This window comes from Streptomyces typhae (assembly GCF_009755605.1).
GTDB classification, from domain to species: domain Bacteria; phylum Actinomycetota; class Actinomycetes; order Streptomycetales; family Streptomycetaceae; genus Streptomyces; species Streptomyces typhae.
Genome location: NZ_WPNZ01000035.1, coordinates 1 through 22259, shown reverse-complemented (window position 1 = coordinate 22259; position 22259 = coordinate 1). Strand labels below are relative to the sequence as shown.

Annotated in this window: 17 protein-coding genes and 2 pseudogenes; 10 read left to right on the top strand and 9 right to left on the bottom strand. The window is 66.8% G+C overall.

Translation table 11 applies throughout. The features are described 5' to 3' along the window. Nucleotides 1-16 precede the first annotated feature (16 nt). Nucleotides 17-220: a terminal protein Tpg-like protein gene (locus GPA10_RS39085; protein ID WP_343041818.1), complete on the bottom strand. Its 204-nt coding sequence runs from the start codon at nt 218-220 to the stop codon at nt 17-19. A gap of 42 nt (nt 221-262) precedes the next feature. Next, nucleotides 263-574, bottom strand: a complete 312-nt coding sequence (locus GPA10_RS44230) for a helix-turn-helix domain-containing protein (RefSeq protein ID WP_157169576.1) — start codon at nt 572-574, stop codon at nt 263-265. Between the two features lie 639 nt (nt 575-1213). Here GPA10_RS44230 and GPA10_RS42005 point away from each other — a divergent pair. Continuing rightward, nucleotides 1214-2227, top strand: a complete 1014-nt coding sequence (locus GPA10_RS42005) for a hypothetical protein (RefSeq protein ID WP_246260541.1) — start codon at nt 1214-1216, stop codon at nt 2225-2227. Between the two features lie 99 nt (nt 2228-2326). Here GPA10_RS42005 and GPA10_RS39070 read toward each other — a convergent pair whose 3' ends face one another. Further along, entirely contained in the window at nt 2327-2530 is a 204-nt protein-coding gene (locus GPA10_RS39070; RefSeq protein WP_058846749.1) for a hypothetical protein, read from the bottom strand. Between the two features lie 266 nt (nt 2531-2796). Here GPA10_RS39070 and GPA10_RS39065 point away from each other — a divergent pair, with 266 nt between their 5' ends. Next, nucleotides 2797-3648 (top strand): hypothetical protein, encoded by an 852-nt coding sequence (locus tag GPA10_RS39065; protein WP_058846750.1) that lies wholly within the window; start codon nt 2797-2799, stop codon nt 3646-3648. A 385-nt stretch (nt 3649-4033) separates the two neighbouring features. After that, nucleotides 4034-4249 carry a helix-turn-helix domain-containing protein gene (locus GPA10_RS43185; protein ID WP_055470006.1) on the top strand — a complete coding sequence of 72 codons (216 nt, stop codon included), beginning with the start codon at nt 4034-4036 and terminating at the stop codon, nt 4247-4249. Here GPA10_RS43185 and GPA10_RS39055 read toward each other — a convergent pair. The 4 genes and pseudogenes from GPA10_RS39055 to GPA10_RS39040 all read right to left on the bottom strand — a co-directional run bounded on the left by GPA10_RS39055 (nt 4233) and on the right by GPA10_RS39040 (nt 11663). After that, on the bottom strand, nt 4233-5249 hold the full coding sequence (locus tag GPA10_RS39055) for a hypothetical protein (protein ID WP_157169575.1): 1017 nt from the start codon (nt 5247-5249) through the stop codon (nt 4233-4235). The two genes, GPA10_RS43185 and GPA10_RS39055, sit on opposite strands and share 17 nt — an antisense overlap. Nucleotides 5250-5278: 29 nt before the next feature. Beyond that, a complete protein-coding gene (locus tag GPA10_RS39050; protein WP_157169574.1) occupies nt 5279-5641 on the bottom strand; it encodes a hypothetical protein in 363 nt (120 codons plus the stop codon). Nucleotides 5642-5702: 61 nt separating this feature from the next. Further along, nucleotides 5703-6895 (bottom strand): annotated as a pseudogene (locus tag GPA10_RS39045) (helicase associated domain-containing protein); the annotation flags it as partial. Nucleotides 6896-6971: 76 nt separating this feature from the next. After that, nucleotides 6972-11663, bottom strand: a complete 4692-nt coding sequence (locus GPA10_RS39040; RefSeq protein WP_157169573.1) for an ATP-binding protein — start codon at nt 11661-11663, stop codon at nt 6972-6974. Nucleotides 11664-11832: 169 nt separating this feature from the next. Here GPA10_RS39040 and GPA10_RS39035 point away from each other — a divergent pair, with 169 nt between their 5' ends. The 3 genes from GPA10_RS39035 to GPA10_RS39025 are packed head-to-tail and all read left to right on the top strand — an operon-like array spanning nt 11833 to nt 16042. Then, complete coding sequence (locus tag GPA10_RS39035; RefSeq protein ID WP_241844875.1) at nt 11833-12981, top strand: tyrosine-type recombinase/integrase; 1149 nt, start codon at nt 11833-11835, stop codon at nt 12979-12981. Beyond that, complete coding sequence (locus GPA10_RS39030) at nt 12978-15485, top strand: tyrosine-type recombinase/integrase (protein WP_063803488.1); 2508 nt, start codon at nt 12978-12980, stop codon at nt 15483-15485. Before GPA10_RS39035 ends, GPA10_RS39030 begins: the two co-directional genes overlap by 4 nt. Then, nucleotides 15482-16042, top strand: coding sequence for a DUF6262 family protein (locus GPA10_RS39025; protein ID WP_198351841.1), 561 nt, complete (start codon nt 15482-15484; stop codon nt 16040-16042). Before GPA10_RS39030 ends, GPA10_RS39025 begins: the two co-directional genes overlap by 4 nt. Nucleotides 16043-16100: 58 nt before the next feature. On the opposite strand, the gene GPA10_RS39020 is transcribed toward GPA10_RS39025, so the two are convergent. Continuing rightward, complete coding sequence (locus GPA10_RS39020; RefSeq protein WP_079086087.1) at nt 16101-18734, bottom strand: DEAD/DEAH box helicase; 2634 nt, start codon at nt 18732-18734, stop codon at nt 16101-16103. Continuing rightward, nucleotides 18731-19594, bottom strand: a complete 864-nt coding sequence (locus GPA10_RS39015) for a hypothetical protein (RefSeq protein ID WP_058846752.1) — start codon at nt 19592-19594, stop codon at nt 18731-18733. Before GPA10_RS39015 ends, GPA10_RS39020 begins: the two co-directional genes overlap by 4 nt. A 165-nt stretch (nt 19595-19759) precedes the next feature. Between GPA10_RS39015 and GPA10_RS39010 the strand changes: the two genes are divergently transcribed. The 4 genes and pseudogenes from GPA10_RS39010 to GPA10_RS39000 all read left to right on the top strand — a co-directional run. Further along, nucleotides 19760-20239 (top strand): hypothetical protein, encoded by a 480-nt coding sequence (locus GPA10_RS39010; RefSeq protein WP_058846753.1) that lies wholly within the window; start codon nt 19760-19762, stop codon nt 20237-20239. Nucleotides 20240-20969: 730 nt separating this feature from the next. Continuing rightward, complete coding sequence (locus tag GPA10_RS39005; RefSeq protein WP_157169572.1) at nt 20970-21191, top strand: hypothetical protein; 222 nt, start codon at nt 20970-20972, stop codon at nt 21189-21191. Then, nucleotides 21146-21478: pseudogene (locus tag GPA10_RS44225) on the top strand (helix-turn-helix domain-containing protein); the annotation flags it as partial. The gene GPA10_RS39005 and the pseudogene GPA10_RS44225, both read left to right, overlap by 46 nt. Before the next feature lie 66 nt (nt 21479-21544). Further along, nucleotides 21545-22259, top strand: a 715-nt coding sequence (locus GPA10_RS39000) for a helix-turn-helix domain-containing protein (RefSeq protein ID WP_246260539.1), incomplete at its 3' end; no start/stop codon positions are given.

Sequence of the window (22259 nt, the reverse complement as noted above, 5' to 3'; positions counted from 1 at the left end):
GCTCGATGGGCCAGGCTCAGCCGATCGAGAAGTCGGCGAACTCGACGTCGCTGAAAGCCACGTGCAGGCCGTGGGCCCGGTGGCCCCACTCGCGAAAGTAGGCGTGTCCCAGCGCGCGGGCGAGTATCACCGTCTGCTGCTGCTCGCCTGCACCGGCATCCCGGGCGGCGAACAGTTCCCGGGCTACCTCTCCCGGCAGGTCCTGGGTGATCCACCGCACCCGCGGATCGTCCGAGGACCCCGCAGGAGCCACGAACCCGAATCATGCACGGGTATGGAAGAGGAAGCCGTCTGCCTCTGCCTGGGCGCGTCGACGGGCCCGTATTCGGAGCTGCCATCGGGCCAGGACCGCTTCCTCGATCGCCCGGACCTGCATCGGACCCGGCGGACGACGTGCCTCGGCTCTCTTTGTCACCCACCGCTGCACAGTGCGCTGCGAGACCCCCAGCATCGTGGCCACCTTCCGGGTGGAACCCCGGTTCCTCGCTAGCAGAAAACGAAGGCGGGCCTCAGTGCTTGAGGGAATGGGCCGGGTGCGCAACGCGCGCTCCAGTCCCTGCTCGATCTGTCCCACGTCCGCCTCCCCAAGCGACCAGCCCGCACGGCCGGCGCCCCCACAGTCCGTAGCGTCAGTTCTCGCACATCGCCCGCCCCTGCCTGCCAGTTTCTGCACTTCTCGGGACAGTGCCGGATGATGCAGGCTACGAGCCTCTTGTGGGCACCGGCGACAAGCTGGCGGCGCGCGTCAGGACGGACGTCGCCGGCACCCCGGTGCTGTCCTTCGGTACTGAGTCCCACCAAGGTATGAGGCCGAAATGTCCCGCCGGATGGATGCCTGGACTGTCCGGATGCCGCACCCATCCAGGCCGTGTGATCTTGCGGAGGGCCGGGGCGGCCAGGCGGAGCCGGAGAGGGGCCGTTGTGCCGGGCAAGGCCACACCACTTTCGTCACTGATGTGACGCGTTGTACGTCCGCCGCGATGCGCCGTCGTCGATTCCTCACGTTCCCCAGGCTGTTGGCGGTGGGATGCGTGAGACTGCCGAGGTGCTGAACGGTCTCCTCTTCGCGGTCACTCCGTGGCTGGTCTTGGTCGCAATGGCTCTGTTCCTCTTTCCTGGGCCAGTTCAGCGCTGGGGATTGGCGTCTTTGGAGCGCTTCGAGCGATGGCGTGCCGACTCGGGGGTGCGTCGAGCTGCTCCGCTCCTGACACAGATGCTGCTGGTGTCGCCGCGCATACAAGATCGTGTCGGCGGCCATGGGTTAGCCCCTGGGTATGTCGTGCGGTGGTGGCGTGCCCGGCCTCTGGCCGGGCCGTTCAAGGTCATCCGGTTTGTGCTGCTGCTGTACATCGTGGCGCATATCGACGACATGGCCGACTGGGAGAATCTGCGGCTAAGTGCTGAGCCGGGTCCGCATCCTGGTGTGGTGCAGGGGCTGCTCAGCAGTTTCGTGGCCATGCCGATGTCGGTTCTTACTGGGGGTTCCTCCGCGGTCGGCCGAGTGTCGGCAGTTTTGTTTTGGGCCTTGGTTCTGACCGCTGAAGTGCGGCTCATCAAGCGCATGAACCTGACCAGCTCGGGCAGAGGGGCAACGCTTTCCGCCTACGACATGGAGGGCCTCACCGGGTACGCGGACGGGGACAGTGCCCGCATGGAGGACCGACGCTGCTGGCCGGTCGTGGCCCTGCTGACGGTCGCTGCCCAGTGCGCCGCGGTTATGCGGCGCTGGGAGGAAACCCAGCCGGACTGCCAGATCCCGCGCGTCTCCGTGCAGCCGGTCGAGCGCGTCATCTGGAGGGCCCACCGCACCCGTCGCGCCAGAGCCAGACGACACAACGAACGGCAGTTCAAAGCCCATGCCGCCCTGGTGGTGGGCGCGCTGCGACAAGCCGAAGCACGACAGGACTCCAAGCCGGGCCCCGCTCTGGAGGACCTCACCGTGATGCTCCTGACCATTGCCGAACGCTACGCCGAGGGCCGTATTGACGACCTTCTCGACGCAGACCACCTCGCAGGCGTGACTCCGGCCGCACCGAGAGAGCGTCTGCGGGGGATCGTGGTGGGGCTCACGGTCGTCCTGGTGATGGCTGGCGCAGCGTTCCTCGGCCTGCCCGACGCAGCTCTCATCCCTCTGCTGCCGGTCGTGGTCATCTTCGTCGCGGTCGTAGTCAACCGCGGGCGGATGCCAACCGCGGGGCAGCTCACCGATCTGATCATCCCCCGATGAGGCGGAAGATCTCGATGAGCAGCGCCCTGTCCTGAAGCCCGGCGGGGAGCTGATCCACGGTGCCTTCTTTAGAAGATCCATGAAGACCTTGGCCGGACCTCAGCCGATGAGTGAGCGGAGCACGGGGATGCTGACGCCGGCTGCGGTAAGACCAGCCAGGACAGCAGCGGCCACGGCACCGCCGCTGAGGAAGGTGAGCCCTCCGACGACCAGGCCGATGACGACCGCGATCAGAAGGACGACGGCCGTGTGGATCGTCAGGAACGGGGCCGGCCCTTGCGGCGTCGGCACGGGCGAACTCACTATTTCTCCCCATAGGTTGATGATGTGACGTCCGCTCGTAAGTGCCCGTCCGAGCCCCACCCCACGGCCTGATTTCCCAGCTCCGAGGGCCCCAAAAGAATCTTGGAAAAGTCCGTGGGGTGGTCGCGGGGGGGCGCACTTACAAGGGGTCGTCTCGGCGCCGGCCGCGGCGGCCCGGGAGCTTGCGAGTGGGCTGGCGCGGTTGGTGGCGAGCCGTCCCCTTGCACAGCTAAAGGGGGCGGAGACGACAACCGGAAGGGGAGGGCATGCAGGGCGACGGCGCGGGTGAGGAGGTCGCGGCCGCGCGCGCCCGCAACCTACAACCTAACGACGGCCCGCACGACGCGCAGCGGCTGCTCGGTGCCCCGGTCACCCCGCAGGACGTGCGTGCCATGAACGGCCGCCAGGCCAAAACCGCCCGGCGGCTGCAAGAGAACGTCGACCGTCGGCTGGCCGACGGACGCTTGGTGGCCCTGCTCGAACAGGACGGCTTCACCGGCCCGCGCTACGACTTGTTCGTGGAAGAACTCGTCCGCTACGGGATCTCTGTCCTGCGCGGCTGGATGCACTCCGGCTACATCTTCGACCTGGTCGCCCAGCACGGCTTCAATCTCAACCCCCACGAACTCGATCTGGAGGACCTTGCCGCCGACAGCGACCTGCGCGAGGAACTGGCCACCATGACCATCGCCCGAGCCCTGCCGCGCTTCCGCCAACAGGCCCTGGTCGATAAGGGATGGACCCCCGAAGGCGGAGCAAGCATCACCACCTACTTCATGGGGGCGTGCGCCTACGACTTCCCCAACGAGTTCCGCCGCCACAGGGCTAGCGAGGCCCGCCAGCACCGCGCCCTACTCCGGGAGAAGGAGCTCTACAGCCCACCTGTCAGCACACTCAGCGTTGCCCAGGAGGTCCTGGGCAACCTGAGCGTCCTGGACGAACTGGGGGAGATCACCGACCCGCGCGTCCAAGCCATCGTCGCGCTGACCCTGGACGGCTACTCACAAGACGAAATCCGCGAGCTGGTCGACTCCACGACTGTCCGAGCCGTCGAAGGCTCGCTCTACCGCTGGAGAACCAAAGCCAAGCAGAAGAGGAAGGAGGACCGTGGTGACTAGCCGAGACGACGAATTCACCGCACTGCTCAACGCGTCATCGCTAAGCACTGACGCGGCACGACGCCTCCGGGAGCGGACCCCGCAGAGCACCGCCCAAGCCATCCGCGCCATCACCCATCTGCGCAACACCATCGTCCACAAAACCAACCCAGTGTCGGAGCAGGACGTCACTGAGGTCCTCACCGCGCTCGACTCCTTGACCAGCGACGACACCGGCCTGCGCAGGCTGCGTGACGCCATGGCCCGCCTTCATGCCCATGAAGGGACTGAAGCGATCGACGACCTGCCCGAGGCTATGGAAGCCCTCAGCCTCTTGCCCTTGGACGGACTCGACGCCGCTACGTCGCAGAAACTACGAGCGGCTCTCACGGTCGTCGCCACGCGCCTGGCAGCACAGGCCGCGCCTGTCCTCCTCACCGTCGCTGAGACGGCTTCGATCATGCGGGTGTCGAAAATGACGATCTACCGCTTGGTGCAGAGCGGACACCTGCCGTCCATCCGCTCCGGCCCCTCCGGCCGGTCCTTTCGCATTCCCGAAGCCGCTGTACACGAGTACCTGCGCACGTCATTCATGGGAGCGCCGGTCAACCCGCCGCAGTGATCATGCAGGTCGCGCAAAACGACTCACGCTGATGGAGCCGCCACAACAGGTTTCCTTGCCCGCAGCCGTTCAAGAGCTCGTTGTCCTGACCCTCTTTGTAGGCCCAGGCCCGTATTGAAGTGGCTACCGTGCCGCATACGCGGCCGAGGGTCGGGGCACGTTCGGCCAGGTTGCGCGGCGGCCGGGCCCGCCGCGCCGCACCCGCCGACGGCCTCCCGTAGCCGCTGCTGGCCGCGAAACCTTCGCCCTGCAACACCGCATGACGGCCTGGCTGGCTCGCCTTGCACGACAAAATGCCTGCTGAGCGTGCATGGAAGCGTGGGAGCATATGGCCATGGGTGAGGATGGGGAGCCTGACGAGTGCGAGGATCCGGACCAGGCTGAGGACCAGGAGTTCGGCGAGTCCGAAGAAGCGGGCATGACGGGACCGATTGATCTCTCGGACTTCTACGCGGCGGCGTTCAACCCGTTGCAGGACTACGTGCGGAAGCAGAACGCGTGGATCGGCAAGATTCTTGCTGAGTCCGCTGCGGTGAGGATGCGGCCGGTTCTTCCACGAATCGTGTTGGATTCTCCGCTGATCCGGATGAACGCCGTGACGGAGAGCCTCCGCAGGCAGATGGCAGACCTGACGGGCTTCAACGACATGGTCCGCCAGGCCCTGCAGCCGCTGGGCGCGACCTACCGGCCGCCCCAGTGGCACGGCGTCTTCGCCTCCCTCGGCGACATCATCAACAGGCTCTACCCGGAGAACCTGCGCGACGTCACGCCAGACCCGGATGACTTGGAAAAGCTCCTGGTCGACGAGGGCATACCTCTCATGTGGGTGCCCGGGACGCAGACGGTGCGCGCCCTGCTGGAAGCGCCGGATGCCGCCACTCGACGCCGCATCATCGGCCGACGTTGGAAGAGCATCGTCAACGACTGCGAGGCAGTACTCGAAGAGGTCCACCACCCATCGGTCCAGGATGCCCGCGGGTTCGCCCTCGATGTCGTCCATGCCCTCCGAGCCGGCCACACCAGCGCAGCTCAGGCACTGGCCCCAATCTGCTCGATTCCATCCTCCAGCGCCACTTCGACAAAGCCGCCCGCATCCAGCTCACGAAGAACGACTTCAAGGCCAAGGGCATCAAATTCAAGCTGGACGACTACAAGTTCAAGGTCGCCTGCACCTTCGCCCCGGTTTGGTATGCGCATGCCAAGTACTTCCCGCAGAACGGCGACCCCATCCCGCGCACCTTCGGCCGCCACCCCAGCGCACACGGCGTCTCCCGAACTCAGTACTCGCGGATCAACGCGGTGTACGCCCTCATGCTGGTCACCTCGGTGATCAAGTTCTTCGACACGGAATTGCCCGGCCGGCGGTAACAGCACGAGACCCTGGGCTGTCATGACAGCCCAGGGTCTTCTGTGCTCTGGTGTGTCCGGCCAGATCAACGACCAGCCGGTGGTGTCACGCCCATTCCATGTCCAATTCCCGCAGCGCGTCCAGCTGGTCCTGAGTGAGCTTGTCGCGACGCGTCTTGGTGTTGGAGACCCATACGCCCAGTTTCACGGTCACCGGGGCCGTCTCGCCGTCGACCGCGATCTGTTCGCTGTGGCTCCTTGGCACGGGCCGGTGGGCGCCTTCTCGCTCGATCCACTGCGTGAGGGCTGTAAGTCCGCGCTGGAACGCCTGCTGCGCCTTGCTCGGGCCCTTCGTCGCGCGGGCGACGGGGGCGGGAGTCGGCGTCTGGACGGGCTGCACGCCCAGCTTGGTCAGCCGCTCCTGCTGCTCCTCGGACAGCTGGGCCCAGGTGCCCGGCTGCTTCTGCCGCTGGAGCCACCGTCCGATGTCGTCGCCGTCCATGAGCACGCCGGGTGCGATGTCGGGCAGGCTGCCGTCGGCGTCGACGAGGTCCGCGAGGACGCGGTAGTGCCGCTGCCAGTCCAGGGGCCACGGGCAGTCCCAGTCCGGGTCGATCGCGGTGAGCTGCGCCGCACGTTGGGCGGCCCGGGCCGGGTTCTTCCCGAGGCCGTTTTCCGGCGGAGGTTGGCCATGTCCTGGCCGATGGGGACCATCGCCTCGCCCTCGCCCCAGACCGCGTCCTGGCGGGGTGCGAGGTGGCCGGTGGCCCGCCGGTAGGAGCGGAACACGGCGAGCTTGGTCTCCCAGGCTTCTTCTCCGGGTTCCCAGAGCATGCCGTCGGCTTCGAGGAGCTCGATGCGGTGCGGGGTGAGGTCGCCGACGCGGTAGGCGCGTCGCTGCTGGTACTCCCACCGTCCGAGCGGGAAGACGATGACGCCCAGGCCGACCTCCACGTCGTACGGGATGGCGGCCACGCCGATGATCCCGTTCTCTGCCCGCCACTTCCTCCGCGCCTCGTAGCCCTGCAGCCACACCAGCGACTCCGGCCGGTAGACCCGGGTGCGCAGGAACGCCGCGATGGTCGCCGCGTCCCGGGGAGAGGAGAAGTGGAGCAGGGCCGACTCGGCAGCGGCGTCGGTGTCGTCCTGCTCCTGGTCCTCGCCGTCACTCTCTGCGCCGGCCCCGACGATCCGCCCGTCCTCATCGCGCTGGAGGTGGACCTTGCGCTTGCCGCTGGTGAGCGCGCGGGAGGCGAGCTGCTCGACCAGGCGCTCATCATGCGAGCGCAGGCCCTTTATCTAGTGCTCGTGAAGTGTTGGGTGTGTTTGGCATGTTCGGGGGCGGCAGTCATGAGGGTGCGGCGTGTGGGAGCTGTTAGCGGAAGATCTGTTCGATGCCGAAGACGAGTTTGTGGGCTTGGGGCCATCCGGCGTCGATGAAGGCGTCGCAGATCTGTCGTAGGGCGGTGAGGTTGTCCGGGTTGCGCAGGAGGCTGCGGTGGTCGGCGAGGATGCGTTCCACGAAGGTGACGCAGGTTCCGACACCGAGGGTGTCTGCGGTGTAGCCGCTTTGGGCCCCGACTTGGGTGATGATGTCGCGGACGGTGAGGAGCGTCTCCTGCGGGCGTTGGTCGGTCATGCGCTCACACAGTCTGACGAGGTGGTGGGCGGTGCGCGCGATTGGGGTCGCCGAGAGCAGCTTGATCAGTGGCTGTGCCTCGTCGAGGAGTCTGGCTTCTTGCGTGGTGGGGGGTGCGCTGTTGGGGACGCCGCCGCCTGCGTAGTAGAGCTGTGACGCGATGTGGTCGAGGAGTTGGGCGGTGTTCCTGAATTGCTCACGCTCGGCGTCGGTCAGGGTCTGATACTGGAGCAGAGCATGACGGGTTCGGTCCAGGGCTGGTTCGGCGAGCTGCTGCATCAGCCTGAGTGCGCGCCGTCGGACAGCGTCGTTGTCGTGGGTGAGCGCTCCGGACACGCGCAGTTCGTGCAGACAGCCGGACCAGGTACTGCCGTCCGGCCAGCGAGTGATCATGCTGGTGAGGGCGGTGTCCGTTCCGGGTGTCGTGTGGTGGATCCACAGGAGCCCGGCGGCGGTGGCGCAAGCGGAAGCGGCGGTGTCGCGGCCTGGGCGCGAGGCCGCGCACTGCATGACTGTGGCGAGGATCGAAGCGCCGCGTTGCGCGTCGTTCATACGGAAGCAGGCCGTGGTGACCGTGGCAGCGAGCACAGCGTCGTCGATGTCGTGCTCCGCGAGGTACTCGAGGATTTCCCACGCCGTTCCGGTGTCGCTGACGGCCACGGAAGGGGCGATCAGCGCCACGGTGTGCCGGATGGCCCCCACGGGATCTGTTGTCAGAGCGAGCAGTGCATGGGTCACCTCCGGGTTGTACTGCGCTGGAATGCCGGCCAGTTGACCAAGACCACGGGCCGCTTCGGTTCGCGGCCCCTGGGGAATCGCCAGGTTGAACGTGGCGTTTTCCGGAGTGGGTTCGGGTCGAGGGCTTCTTGATGCCGAAAGAAGGAGGGTTCGCGCGTGGCTCAGGATTGCCGAAGGAGTCTGCGCGCTACGGGTCCAGATCTCAGCAGCATCAGCGAGGGCGTCCTCTGCTTGCGTGCGCAGATCCGCGGACTGTGTTTGCGGCAGGGCCGCTTCTAGCCTGGTCGCCGCGTGCTCGGCAGATGCGATGTCGTCTGAAGAGGCGGTGCCGTTGAGATAGGTACTCGCGAAACTGCTGAGGGCCGCAGTCAGCTGGCGCAGCTCGGCGTCCGCCGGGTCTTCCTCCGCGGTTTCGGCGCGCTCCTCACCACCCCAGGCCATGGGGTCAGCGTCAACCGCCGGATCCGGCGCAGTCCTGTCTGCTGTCAGAGAGGGGTTGGTGAGGTGCTCTGCGGAGAGCGCGCTGACGAGCCTTCGGTAACGGCGCTGCTCCAACCCACCCTGCTCGTGGTGAGAAGCGGCTGGCCGAATCGCAAGGATCGCGGACTCCAGGCGGGCAGCTTCGGCAGGTTCGAGTGTGGGGTGCACTGCGCTGATCAGCTCGCACGCAGGTCCGACCAGGTCCGGGATGAGTAGCTGCGTCACGACGTCGGCCGGCTCACTGACCATGAAGGCTGTCAGAGCAGGGTTGGCGGCCGCTGCACGCAGGGTGCGTCGCCACACAACAGCTGCTCGCGGAGACGACGTGAGCGCCTCGCAAAGTGCCTGGGCCTGCGTCTCAGTGGCCGCGACGGCGAAGTCCTGATAGGCGTCGAGCAGCTCCGTCGGGTCACTGTTCGCATCGAGGGAGGCGAATTCCCGTCGGCGCGAGCCGTCCTCAATGATCACGAAAGTACGGTTTCCCAGGACAGCCGAATGCTCGGGTAGGTCCCGGCCAGCGACTGCCAGGCGGGTGAGAACCGCCAGGGCACGAGGGAGGAGGGACCGCAAAACGGCAGGGAAGTGTTCGACTAGGGGGTACTTGGCTGCGTCGAAGTCCTGTCGGCGATTGGACACGAGTGTGAGCACTGAGCCGCTGCCCAGCTGCGTGCTGGCCGAGGATGTCTCGGTGTGGCTCAGCATGGCCACGTAGAGGTCTTCAGCAAGACCCGGCAGAAGATCCATCAGTTCCGAGATGTTGCTGTTCATGGAGTCGAGGTCGTTGTAGCCGCGCTCTTCGAGCTGGGGCGACTCCACGGCGCGTCTGAGCAGCGTCTCGGTCGCGGTCAGGTCACTCGCTGCAGTCTGAATTACCGCGGTGATGGCCAGCCGGGAAGCGGGGGCTGGAGGCTGGGTCCACAGGTGTTCGAGTAGGCGCCGCGCTGCCAGTCCGCAGAGTCGCAGTTGCTGTTCGTCCAGCACCGCCCGATGGGATGTCAGGTCGGTCACCAGAACACCCAGCGCCGGGAGGGACCGGGCGGGTGTCCGGGAGAGGCGTTCAGCAACCTCGGCCCAGACACCTGGATGCTGGAGGCTGCTTTCCTTCAGCTTGAGGGAGACGGCGATAGCGATTGCTGCGAGTACTCGCTTCGCTCCTTCCTCGGTGCGTGGATCCGGTGAGAGCAGCGGTTCCAGGTCTGCTGCCTGATGGCAGTCGTTTGTGACGACGTCTGCGAGTGCGGTGGCTGCCATCCCGGGCGAGGGCAGCGTCATCAAGGCCAGAGCCAGCGCGCAGAACACGCCGGGGTCTCGCGCCCAGGCCGTCCGCAGGTACATGTCGATGCTGGGGCGGGCGAAGAGCAACAGGTCGGGATCGGCGTCCAGCCGCTCCTGCAGCCCGTCGGGAGTCTGGGAGAGGTAGGCGACGGCGACGGCGTAGTCGAACAGCACGTGGTGCGCGAATTGCAGGGGACCGTTGGCCGTGGGGCCCATGACCGTCGGGGCTTGCGTGAGGACCGAGCTGGAAAGGAGGGCCCGCAGGACGTCTGACGCTGCGGTGTCGGCCTCCAAGATCTTCTGGGCGGGGACGGCCAGTCGTCTCTCCTGTACCGCTGCTGCACACAGGCGGCCGAGGAGGGCCGTTTTCGCGATGCCCTCGGTTCCCCGGGTGACGCGTGCCTCCCAGTAGCGCGCCAGCAGGTCCAATCTGCTGTCGACGCTGCGTAGCTGTGCTGCTGCTGCGCCATCCAGCAGGAGTTCGGCAGCCAGGCGCAGGTTGAACGGGTTGCGCATCAGCTTTCGCTGCTGGACGGAAGCCTGGCTCAGAAGGTCACGCAAGGAGGGGAAAACGTTGGTGACCTGGGCGACCTCTTCGTCCGTCAGATCACTCACCTGTACCGGCCCACCCGGAAAGAGGGCGCGCAGATGGGGGGAGTGTTGTAGATCCCAAGTGCGGATGGAGGCGACCACCTGCCAGTTCGGCAGCCTGCGGTTGACATCCGCGATGATTGACCGCCACAGCTCGGTGGAGGCATCGACGCGTGCGGCATCTAGAGCGTCGATCGCCAGGAGGCCGGTGCTGCCGGGCTGCCACTGTTCGAGAACGTCGACGAGCGGGTGCTGCAAGTCGAGTTCTGCTTGGAGCATGCCAGGACTCCGGCCATCCACGCCGGCTACGGACAAGAAAAGTACGGGCCGACCCGCTGCGATGGCCTCCCGGGCCAACTCGTGCATCACCACGGTCTTTCCCGCACCCGGCTCGCCAACCACGAGGACCGAGCCCTCCCGGGACGTCGCATCGATGCCTGTGACCGTGCGTGCAATGGCCAGTGGCCCCTGCGGGGTAGGGACGGTAGTGAGGCCATGGCCCAACTGATCGAGGGAGTCCTGCGTGGTTCTTGTCAGGCACTGGACATCCGAGGTGAAGTCTCGGATGGTGGCCAGAGCGATACCAGCCGATGACAGCGCCTTCTGCAGCTGTCTCATGCCGGTGCCGGAATGGTTGATGGCCATCTGTGCACAGGTACTGAGTAGTACGTGCCACGCCGCGTCCGCTTGGCCGGGATCAGTGATCACGGACGTGCGCAGTGTCTGTAGGGCTTCCCGTTCTTCCAGACCGCCCTGCTCGACGTCGAGTACCCAGACGTGGCAGTGGGCGAGGAACTTCCTCAGTTCTGCAGCTGAGGGCGTGCTGCCGCGCTGCTTCGCCCACTCCCGGTTCGCGTGAGCGACGAACTTGTCGTAGGCATCAGTCTGGTCGCTGTTGAAGACGAGCGACGCCACGTCCTGCTCGGCAGGAACGTTGCGGAGGCGATCAAGAACTTGGGCGAGGTCGTTCCTCACCGGTTTTGAGGCGTCACGGGAGGTGACGAGGACCAGCCGGTCCTGCTCATGGCCTGGCATGAGGTGCTGCTCAACGAACTGCGCGATGGTCTTGCCGAATTCACTCTCCTTGGTCTGGGACAGCGTGATTGATCGCTTGGCTTGGAGCGCCAGTGTCTGGCCATCGGAGGTGCGCACTCGGCAGTCGTCGACGGGTTCGCCGGTTTCGCAGGCAATCTGCTCGACAGCTCCGGTCCACAGCCCCTGGACGCCGGGAGACGCAGAGGCCGCTACAGCGGTGACGGCCAGCCAGGCGGCCATACGGTGCTGGTAGTCGAAGCCGCCCGCCCCGGCGCTCCCCCCGGTGTCTGCCCGTGCTGCCTTACTCACTGCGGATCTCCTTGCTCACGCTTACCTGCGGCCGTTGCCCAGCGCAGGCACGCCGATTATCTCGGGGGAGGGCCAGGGGTGAGAAATGTTTGTTTGGGTTGTCGCCTGCATGGATGGCACTCATCGGAGTGCGATACGCGCCGTTGGGCCTGGTGGTTGTGTTTGTTGCGTGGATGCCGATTTTGTGGCGGAGTGTGCTGTTTCTCCGGTGACTGGTGTGGTGCGGTGGGTGGTGGCGGATGCCGGTTCGTTTGATCTGCACACCGAGGCGGCGGCGTTCCTGGCGTCGTTGCGGGCGCGGGGGTGTTCGCCGAACACGGAGCGCGTGTATGCGGGGCGGGTGGCTCTGTATTTGAGTTACTGCCGGACGTGGGGGCTGGACTGGCGGAGTCCCGGTTTTCTGGATCTGGCCGGGTTGCAGCGGTGGCTGGTCGAGACGCCTCTCCCGCCCCGGGCTGGCCGGGTGCGGCCCGGTTCTGCCCGTTACCGGTCACAGAGCACGGCGAACGCGGTCATGACGGTTGTGGGGGAGTTCCTGCGGTTCGTTGCTGTGCACGGCTGGGTGCGGGCCGAGACGACGGCGTTGCTGTCCCAGCCGAAGTTGCTGCGCTTCACCCCGCCGGGCTTCGATACCGGCGAATCGGGCCAGCGGCGCCAGGTCGAGGCGGCCGCGTTCCGCTTCAAGGTCACCGAGCCGGGCTATGAGGACCTCAGCGATGAGCAGATCCGCCGGATGATCGCTGCGGCGCCGAGTGCCCGGGACCGTTTCCTGATCGCGCTGCTGGCGTGTACGGGGCTGCGGATCGGTGAGGCGCTCGGGCTGCACCGCGGCGATATGCACCTGCTGGCCTCTTCCCGCGTGGTGGGTTGCGGCGTGGAGGGTCCGCACGTGCATGTCCGCCGCCGTATGGACAACCCCAACCGGGCCCTTGCGAAGTCCCGGCATCACCGCTTCGTGCCGGTCACCGCCGATCTGGTCGCGCTGTATACCGACTACCAGTACGAACGCGACGAGGCGGCGGAGTCGGAGATGGTGTTCGTGAATCTGTTCCGTGCGCCGCTGGGCCGGGCGATGTCGTACCCGAATGCCAAGGAGATGTTCGACCGGCTGGCGCGCACCGTCGATCATGCGTGCCGTCCGCACATGCTGCGTCACTCGGCGGCGACGCGCTGGCTGCGTGACGGTGTCGACCGCGATGTGGTGCAGCGGCTCCTGGGCCACGCCTCGCCGTTGTCGATGGAGCGCTACCGGCACGTCGACGACGCTGAGGCGCGGGCGGCGGTCGAACGTGTCGGTTCTCTGAAGGAGCGTCGATGAGCAGCATCTCGTCCGCGTTGTCGCGGCTGCCCGCGCCGCGCTCCGAAAACGCGGGGGATCTCGACGGCGGGGGATGGGCTGCGTGGCTGCGGGGTCATCTCGATCCCGCCTGGCGGACCAGTGAATGGCGGCAGGACTGCTGGCTGTTCACCGGCAGTGTCCACGAGCCGCGCAGCTCGGTTGCGCTGTGCCGGACGGAGGCGTGCGACACCGTGGTCTCGCCGGCCAACATCTTCTGCCCTTTCTGCAAGGAGGAGCAGAAACGGTCGCCGCTGCCCGACGCGGAGTTCGCACGGGCCTTCGTGCCGGTGCGCAACCGGGTTGCCTTCGGTGGTGTTCCGCAGCAGTGCAACTTCACGAAGGACGGGCAGCGCTGTGTCCGGCCCCGCCACTGCAAAGAACTGTGCGCCACGCACTACACCCAGTGGAAAACCCACACCACCCGCAAGACCGTCGGCCGCTGGGAGGACACCGCCGTCCCCTACACGGAGACCCCTGCCTGCCCGGCTCCTGCCTGTCCGCTGCCGGGCCTGTACGGCCGGGGCCTGTGCCGGCATCACGCCAAGCGTTTCCGTGAGCACCGACGCACTCACCCGGACGCGGCCGTGGTGCCGTGGGCGGCGCAGCAGCCCCCGTATCTTGCCCCGCACCAGTTCAGTCTCCTGTCGTTGCCCGAACTGCTGCGCTGGGAGGTTCTCTACGGTCTGCAGCAGGTGGACCCGTGGCTGCGGATCTTCGAACCCCCGCAGGTGCGCCGCATGGTGCGGGACCTGGCTGATACCGGCACGCTCATCGACGGCATTACGGACCAGCAGATGTGCCCGCGTTCCACTGTCGCGGTCCTGCGGATGCTCGGCCGCGTGCGTACGGCGGTCCGGGCGGGCCATGCGCAGTACACCGGCACCGCTCCGGCGCAGGACGACGTCCTGGATCTGCGTGCGCTCGGCCAGCGCTCCCGTACCCCGGCCGGTATCCGGCAGCCCAAAACCGTTGATCTGCGCACCATCCGGCAGCCGTGGCTGCGCGGCCTGCTGCGTACCTGGACCGTCCAGCAGCGCCCGGGAGCGGACGAGTTCGCCCGCACGCTGCGCGGCGTGGAGCTCGCCTCCCGGGCTCTCGCGCAGCGCCCGGGAACCGACGACCCCGCACGGCTTCGCTACGACGACGTCACCGCCGTGGTCGACGTGATCCGCACCGCACTGAAACGGGACGGCGAACCGGCCGGCTGGAACTACCGCATGTCCATCGCCAGCCACTTCTTCGCCCTGATCGACTACGGCCGCCGCTCAGGTATCGCCGACACCCTCTCGGCTGCCTTCGTCCGTGATCCCGCCTTCCACCGCATCCCCGAACAGGAGGCCAACGAGGACGAGATCGGCAAGGCGATCCCCGAACCGGTGGTCCGCCAGCTCGACGCCCACCTCCACCTCCTCGGCCAGGGCCGGGCCCGCGGCCAGCGCACCCTCGCTCCCGACGACCTGAAGCTGATGTACCGCACGCTGTACATCCTGCTCGGAGACACCGGGCGGCGGCCCCTGGAAGTCTGCTCCCTGCCCCGCGACTGCCTGGAGACCCGCAACGACCAGATCAGTCTGGTCTGGAACAACCACAAAGCCCGCCGCCACCGCAGGCGCCTGCCCATCACCACGTCCACCGCTCAGGCCATCCGTACCTGGCAAGAACGCCGAGAACAGCTTGAGACCAGCCTCCCGCCCACCGGCGCCGACTACCTCTTCCCCGCCCTCACCCACCTCGCCACCCGCCCCTACCTGCACACCAGCTACCTCGGCGAGACCCTGCGCCACTGGGTCGGCTCCATCCCCCACCTGCACGGCGAAGGCACCGACGCACAGGGCAACCCGCTGCCTTTCGACCGCTCCCTCATCTACGCCTACGCCTTCCGCCACTCCTACGCACAACGCCACGCCGACGCCGGAACCCCCCTCGACGTCCTGCGTGAACTGATGGACCACAAGTCCGTCAGCACCACCCAGCGCTACTACACCGTCTCTCTGAATCGAAAACGCGACGCCGTCACCAAGCTCGCCGCCCACGTCGTCGACAGCCACGGCCGCCCCAGCCCCAGCTCCGAGACCGCCTACGAGCTGCGCTCTGTCGCCGTCCCCTACGGCGGATGCACCGAACCCAGCAACGTCAAAGCCGCAGGCAGCTCCTGCCCCACCCGCTTCCAGTGCGCCGGCTGCGGTTTCTACCGCCCCGACCCCTCCTACCTTCCGGCGATCGAACAGCACATCAACGAACTGCGCGCCGACCGCGAAACAGCCCAGGCCATGGACGCCGCCGAATTCGTCATCACCGCCTTCACCGCCCAGATCACCGCCTACGAGCAGGTCATCGAACGCATGCGCCGCCGCCTCGCCGCCCTCCCCGCCACAGAACGCCAGGAGATCGAGGAGGCCAGCACCATCCTGCGCGAAGCCCGCGCCGGCAACACCCACACCCTCCTACCGCTCATCACCGTGTCCAGGACCGACCCGGCATGAACCCTCACGGCAACCCGGACACCCTCGCCCAGGCCCGCCGCCGCACCAGCCTCGACAAACGCCAGCGAGCCCTGACCGCACTCACCACCCTGGAACAACAGGGCAAGAAGATCACTCACACCGCGGTCGCCCGCACCGCCGGCGTCTCCACATGGCTCACCTACACCGAAGGCATCCGCGAGCACATCGAAGCCGCGCAACAACGCCAGCACCCCACCACCCCCTCGCCCGCCCGCACCCGCAGCACCACCGCCACGCTGCGCACAGAACTCGAGCTCGCCAGGCAGGAGATCCGGACCCTGAGGGAAGACAGGGACCGGATGAGGAAGGCCATCCAGCACCAGCTCGGGCAGCAACTCGACGCCCTCGACACCGGGCACCTGACCGCACGCGTCGACGAACTCACCAGGACCAACCAACGGCTCGAAGACAGCCTCCAGCAGGCCACCGACGACAACCACCGCCTCCAGGCCCGCGTGGACACCCTGGAAACAGACCTTGCGGCAGCACGCACCAGCCTCCGACGGATGATCCGAGAGGAGAACACCAACCGCTGAGGCGGGTCCAAGCACCCGCAGGCCACGCCACGCCTCAGCAACCCGGCAGAGCCTGCTGCTAGGCCCACTCGACTCCGAGTTCGGCGAGTGCGGTGCGCTGGTCGTGGGTGAGTTTGTCGCGGCGGCTCTTGGTGTTGGAGATCCATACGCCGAGCTTGTGCTGGTGTTCCTGGCCATCGATGACGACGGCTTCGACGTGCCCTCTTGGTACTGCCTTGTGGGCGCCCTCGCGCTGGATCCACTGTGTGAGGGCCGCGAGACCGCGTTGGAAGGCTGCCGCCTTCCCCCCGCCGTTCGCGGACGGGGCCGGGGCGGGCGGTTCGGCGGGTTGCACGCCCAGGGCCGCCAGTCGGCGCCGCTGCTCTTCGGAGAGCTCCGCCCAGCTGTGACGCTGCCGGTGCAGCCATTTGCCGAGGTCGTCGCCTTCGAACTGCACGCCCGGCTCAATCTGCGGCAGGAGGCCGTCGGGTTCGCCTGCGGCGAGGTCGGCGATGACGCGGTAGTGGCGCTGCCAATCCAGTGACCAGCGGCAGTTCCAGTCGGAGTCGATCGCGGCCAACTGCGCGGCCCGCGTTGCAGCGCGTTCGGGGTTCTTGCCGAGGCCGTGGGGGCGGCGGAGGTTGGCCATGTGCTCCCCGACCGGGACCAGTTCACTGTCGGCGTTGCCCCAAACGGCGTCGCGTCGAGGGGCGAGGTGGCCGTGGGCACGCCGGTAGGAGCGCAGAACGGCGAGTTTGGTCTCCCAGGCTTCCTCGCCGGGTTCCCACACCATCCCGGCCTCGTCGAGCAGTTCCTTGCGGTGGCCGTCGAGTTCACCCGCGCGGTAGGTGCGCCGCTGCTGGTGCACCCACCGCCCCAGCGGGAACGCCTTGGTGACGCCGGCCTCGGTCTCGGTGTCGTACGGGACTGCGTACAGGCCGGTGATGTGGTTGTCTTTCCGCCAGTGCAGCAGGGCCTGGTAGCCCTCCAGCCAGACCAGGGACTCGGGCCGGAAGACCCGCGTGCGCAGGAACGCGGCGATCGTGGCGGCGTCCCGGGGAGAGGAGAAGCGCAGCAGCGCGGACTCGGCAGCGGCGTCGGTGTCGTCCTGCTCCTGGTCCTCGCCCACTTCGCCGCCGGCCCCGACAATCCGCCCGTCCTCGTCCCGCTTCAGGTGCACGTACCGTTGCCCGCTGCTCAGCGCCCGGCTGGCGAGCTGTTCGACGAGGCGTTCCGAGTGCGAGCGCAGGCCTTGGAGGACGGCTACGAGGGGTGTGAACGAGGCGGAGGCGACCATGTCGGTCGGGTCCTCGCCGGGCTGGAGGAAGACGGGCACGATGATCCGGGCGGTCTTGGCCGTGCCGTCGGGGTTCGGTCGCAGTGCCCGGCCGATGTTCTGGACGATCTCGACCTGGGAGCCGCGGGTGTCGGCGAAGCAGATCGCCTCCACGCCGCGCTCGCCGACGATGTCGACGCCCTCGCCCAGGACCCGCACGCTGGCCAGGAAAGCCCGGTGCACGCGCTTGTTGCCGGCATCGATGCCGTCGGCGAACTGGCGCAGGACCTCCCGGCGTTCGGCGACGAGGTGGTCACCGCACAGCCATGCCGACCAGACACGGTCCGGCGGTACGTGGCGGCCGGCCTCAAGCTGGTAGAACTCCGCGTCGATCGACGACTTCGGCAGCAAGTCCGCGTCGGCCAGAACATCGTGGGAGACCTCGGCCGCGTACAACTCGGCGGCCGTCTGCGGCATCTTCTCCGCGAACGCCACCGCCTCCTCCACCCGTTGGTGGAAGGTCATGACCGTGTGCAGGTTCCGCGCGGCGGCGTGCTCCAGGAGCGCCGTCTGCAGCAGAGCGAGGCGCCGGCCCCGCTGCGCTTCCTCCGACTCCCCGAGGACGGGGGAGGGATCGTGGATCTCCAGCACGTCGATCTCGAACCCGGCGAGGATGCCCCGTTCGATCGCCTCGGACAGTCCGAGTTCGTAGATCCACTCGCCGTACGGGCCGTCCGGGTCGGACGCCATGGTGGCGATCTCCAGCTCCCGCCCTTCCCGGCCGCGCTGCGGGCGGGGCGGTGCGAGGATGCGGGGGGTGGCGGTGAGGTAGAGCCGGAAGTCCGCCGGGATGCGGGTGTTGTCGTGGACAGCCGCCCACGGCCGCCCAAGATCACCGGCGGTTGAGTGGGCTTCGTCGACGACAGCGAGGTCGAACGGGGCCATTGACTGTCCGTACAGCCGCTCCCCACCGGCCAGAGCGGCCTCCAGCGGCCCGCGTACCTTCGCCCCGCCCGTGATGTCCTCGGGATCCTCGCGGTCCACGAGCGAGGCGTACGTCGCGAACACCACCGCCGGCCCGTGCCCCGCCCACAGCGCCAGCTGGATCGGGTGGGTGGTCGTCCGTACGTCCAACTGCTCCAGGACGTCGTCCTTCTCCAGCGAGCACACCGCGACCATCGGCCCGTTGTGACCGACCCTCCCCCACGCCTGGGCGGTCTGCACGAGCAGATCGAGGGTGGGGACCATGACGAGGATCCGCCCCCCACGGAAGCACTCCAGCGCAGCCCACGCGGCCGTGATCGTCTTTCCGGAGCCGGTCGCTGAGACCACCGTTGCACGCAGCCCATGGGCAGGCGCGGATGACCGTACGGGGAAGCCCGCCCACGCGCGGATCTGCGAGACGGCCTCCGCCTGGTGTTCCCGAAGACTGATCACGACGCATCTCCCGCCTGGCCGGCAGGCTCGGGGCTGTCCTGCTGCTCCGGGCTCTGGGGCGGCGGCTGCTGTAGCGGGGGAGTCTGCTGCTTGCGGCGCCGGCGCAGTTCGCGCTGCGCCTGGGCGCGGGCGCATTCGCGGGTGCAGTACTTGATGCCGCTGGTGCGGTTCTGCCCGTACTCGGCGCGGCCTCGCTGGCGTACGAAGCTGCGGCGGCAGGTCTCGTTGGCGCACTCGCGGATGGTGGCGTCCTCGGCGAGGTGGTTGTAGAGCTGGAGGAACGCCACCGCGAGGATGGTGGGGTAGCGGTCGTCCAGGCCGCCGATGCCGATGCTGAACCGCTTCAGGGCGGCGTTCAGCTCACTCTCCAATTGCATGATCCTGAATTCCAGGGCGAGCTCGCGCAGGTGGTCCAGGTCGCGCGGCCACACCTCCTCCTGGTGTGTGTTCTCGGCACGCCACTGGGCCAGTTGTTCTTCGGAGACCTCGGGCTCGACGAGCGCGTCGAGGCCGCCCTCGCGGCGCAGGGCCAGCCAGGTAGTGATGGCGGCCTGTGCCTCCGTCATGTAGAGCGTGGCCAGTTCGCCGTGCAGGGCGAACGGCGCGCGGGGGTGTTCGTGCTCGACGAGTTCCTTGAGCCGCTCGTACTCGTCTTCGTCCCAGCTGCCGGTGTTGATGTTGCCGCCGAGGTGTCCGTAAGTGCGCATCAAGGCGGCCACGGCGTCGAGGTCCTCGGGGTCGACCTCCATGAACTCGCGCAGGTAGAAGTCCTCCGGCACGGGGACCGTGTGCGAGCGGGATGGGATCTGCGGGGTCCAGACGATCCACTCGCCGTCGGCCCGCGCCCCGTGCAGAGGCATCAACTCCGGTGTCGGCACCGGAGTTCCGGGCCAGAGCGTGGGACGAAAGCGTGGGTCAACGTATGCCGCCATGAGGGGCATCATAGCCATAGAGGGGGTAGTACGAATAGTGAATGCTTCGTATCACGACCAGGGATCGCGGAACTTACCCGAGGGGGAACCAGGGTGACGCAGTGGCAGGACCGCCAGGCGATAGGCGAAGCCCACGAACGTCGCGTGGCGGCCGCTCTGCGCGCCCGTGGCTGGACCGTCCAGCCCTGCGGACAGGGCACCTACCCGCCCGCCGTGCAAGAAGCTCTGCGCCGAACCCGCTCCGCCCTGCGACAGTTCCCCGACCTGATCGCCGCCCGCGGCGCCGACCTCGTCACCATCGACGCCAAAGACCGCATGCCCAGCACCGACACCGACCGCTACGCCATCAGTACCGACACGGTCAACGCCGGCCTCCTCTTCACCGCGGCCCACGCACCCACCCCGCTGTACTACGTCTTCGGCGACCTCAAGGTCCTCACTCCGGTCGAAGTCGTCCACTACACAGCCCACGCCCTGCGCCACCACAGCGGAGCCTTCCACCTCGTACGCACAGAGCGAGCGCACCGCTTCGATGACGTTTTCGGATCGGCAGGCTCGCTGGCCGCGGCATAGGAGTTGCCGTTTACCAAGAAGGGCGTGAACACGACAGCCGCCCGCGGGCCGACAGCGCCAACTGGGCGGGTTGGTGGTGCGCACCCCCGAGGTTCTCCACGACCGCGCTGCCTTCCAGCCGAGCACACGGCGACCATTGAGGCGGTGTGGCTGCGCTGCGCCGGGCCTGGGCAGTCTCAACGACTAGGTTCCAAAGTCGGCGCCAGCGCGCCCCACGAGGCAAAGACAGTGGGGCGTAGGTCGCTACTGCGACCTACGCCCCACTGGCGTGAGCGACCTGCGCCAACAAGTCGCCCGTGCCTTCGTCGCCGTGTGCAAGTCCGGGTCAGAGACTGAAGTGCCCAACGACTAAGGTCCCAGCCCTCACGGGCTCGCGTTCAGGATGTCATCTATCTTCTGTTCGGTGTGCGCCGAAGGCGCTGCCTTCTCCCTGCCAAGCAAGACAGATTCTGAACAAAATTGCTCTGACCTGCCAACATGCTTACCCCATGGACGGGGTTCTTAAGTACACCGGAACGGCGGCGTGTATACAGCCCCTTAAAAAAGGGTGCAAATTGTTCGAGAGTCGTTCACAGCAGAATGGACACGGCCTGCGCAAGTGAGCCAGCATTAGGGCGCCAGTTCACCTTGGCGCCAACCAGGGTCTGGCGGTCGATCAAGTCCGGGTCAGTGAAGCGTAGTTGCACGCTTCCTTCAAGAGACTGAGGTGCTCACACCTGTGTTGTGGCAAATGACCTTCAACCTCAACGTGTTGCCCTGCAGCGGCATCGAGCTCCCCGTTCGTGCCGATGGTGATGCTGTCGCAGCCAGCGCCGCAGCGATCTGGCTGCTGGTGGTGATCTTCCTAGCCGTCATCATGCTCATTCTTGGCGGCTGGGAGCCGGCAGTCTCTGTCGGTATCGGCGGATGCGCTGGCGTGCTTGCAGCGAAACCGCGTCCTGCGCTCACCTGATCTCTATCTGCCGGGGTCAGCGTACTGACGCTGGCCCCGGCAGATTCGGCATACATAGGGGAGCGTCTATGGGGCGGCACGCCAAAGATTTACCAACGGATCACGTGAATTCACGCGTCGTTGATTTTGCTGCGGCACTACGGCGGTTGAGAAGGAAAGCAGGACAACCTACTCTCGCCGTCATGGCAAAGCAGTCCGGATTCTCGACTGCCTCTCTCTCGGCGGCAGCTGGAGGATACGTTTTGCCGTCATGGCGTGTAACCACGGCCTACGTGGAGGCTTGCGGAGCAGATCCACAAACATGGCGTGGTCGATGGGAAGCCGTGAGGCGGGAACTGAGACCCCAGGAATTCATGAGTGACGAATCTGTCGATTCACTCAATCTCGACCCAGAGCAGAGGCGTAGAGCTTCATGGAAGCGAACCTGGGAACGATGGGATAGGACAGGAGTGATTCTTCCCCCTCACCGCGCCGAGACGGCATTGTACCTCAGGATTGCATTGCAATCCTTGCGAGCCTATCGCTCTCTCTCCCTGCGTCAGCTGGCACAATTGATGCCGTATTCTCATTCGACTGTGGCCGCCGCGCTGTCGGGTGCGAGGCCCGTATCTGCCCAGTTCCTCAGTAACTTCCTGCAGGCGTGCGGAGCCACGACGTTCTCAGAGAGAGTCAGTTGGTTGAATCTCCTGGCCTCTGCTAATCCAGATCAGCAGAGGGCGGCGGAAAGCTCTATCGCTGCCAGTGCCAAGGCCAGTGGAGGGAGATTTATTGCTGCCCAAAGCTGGCGGTCGGCTCTCCCGACAAGCAGCGAAATAAGCAGACTCAAGAGTTTTTCCATCCGTAAGCGCTCGGAACACCTTCGAGATTGGCTCATGGCGAATCTCAGCAACAGCGAGAGGCGCGCCCTGTACCGAAGGGCGGAGAAGGTGACGAGAGTCAGTGCGGCTCAGCTAAGCTTGTTTGAGCGAGGGGAATGGAATTTGACGCTCAAGCAGCTAAACTATTTTGTAAAAGAAGCCCAGGTTCATGGATTCGAAGACATCGACCCGGTAATTGAATCAGGATACG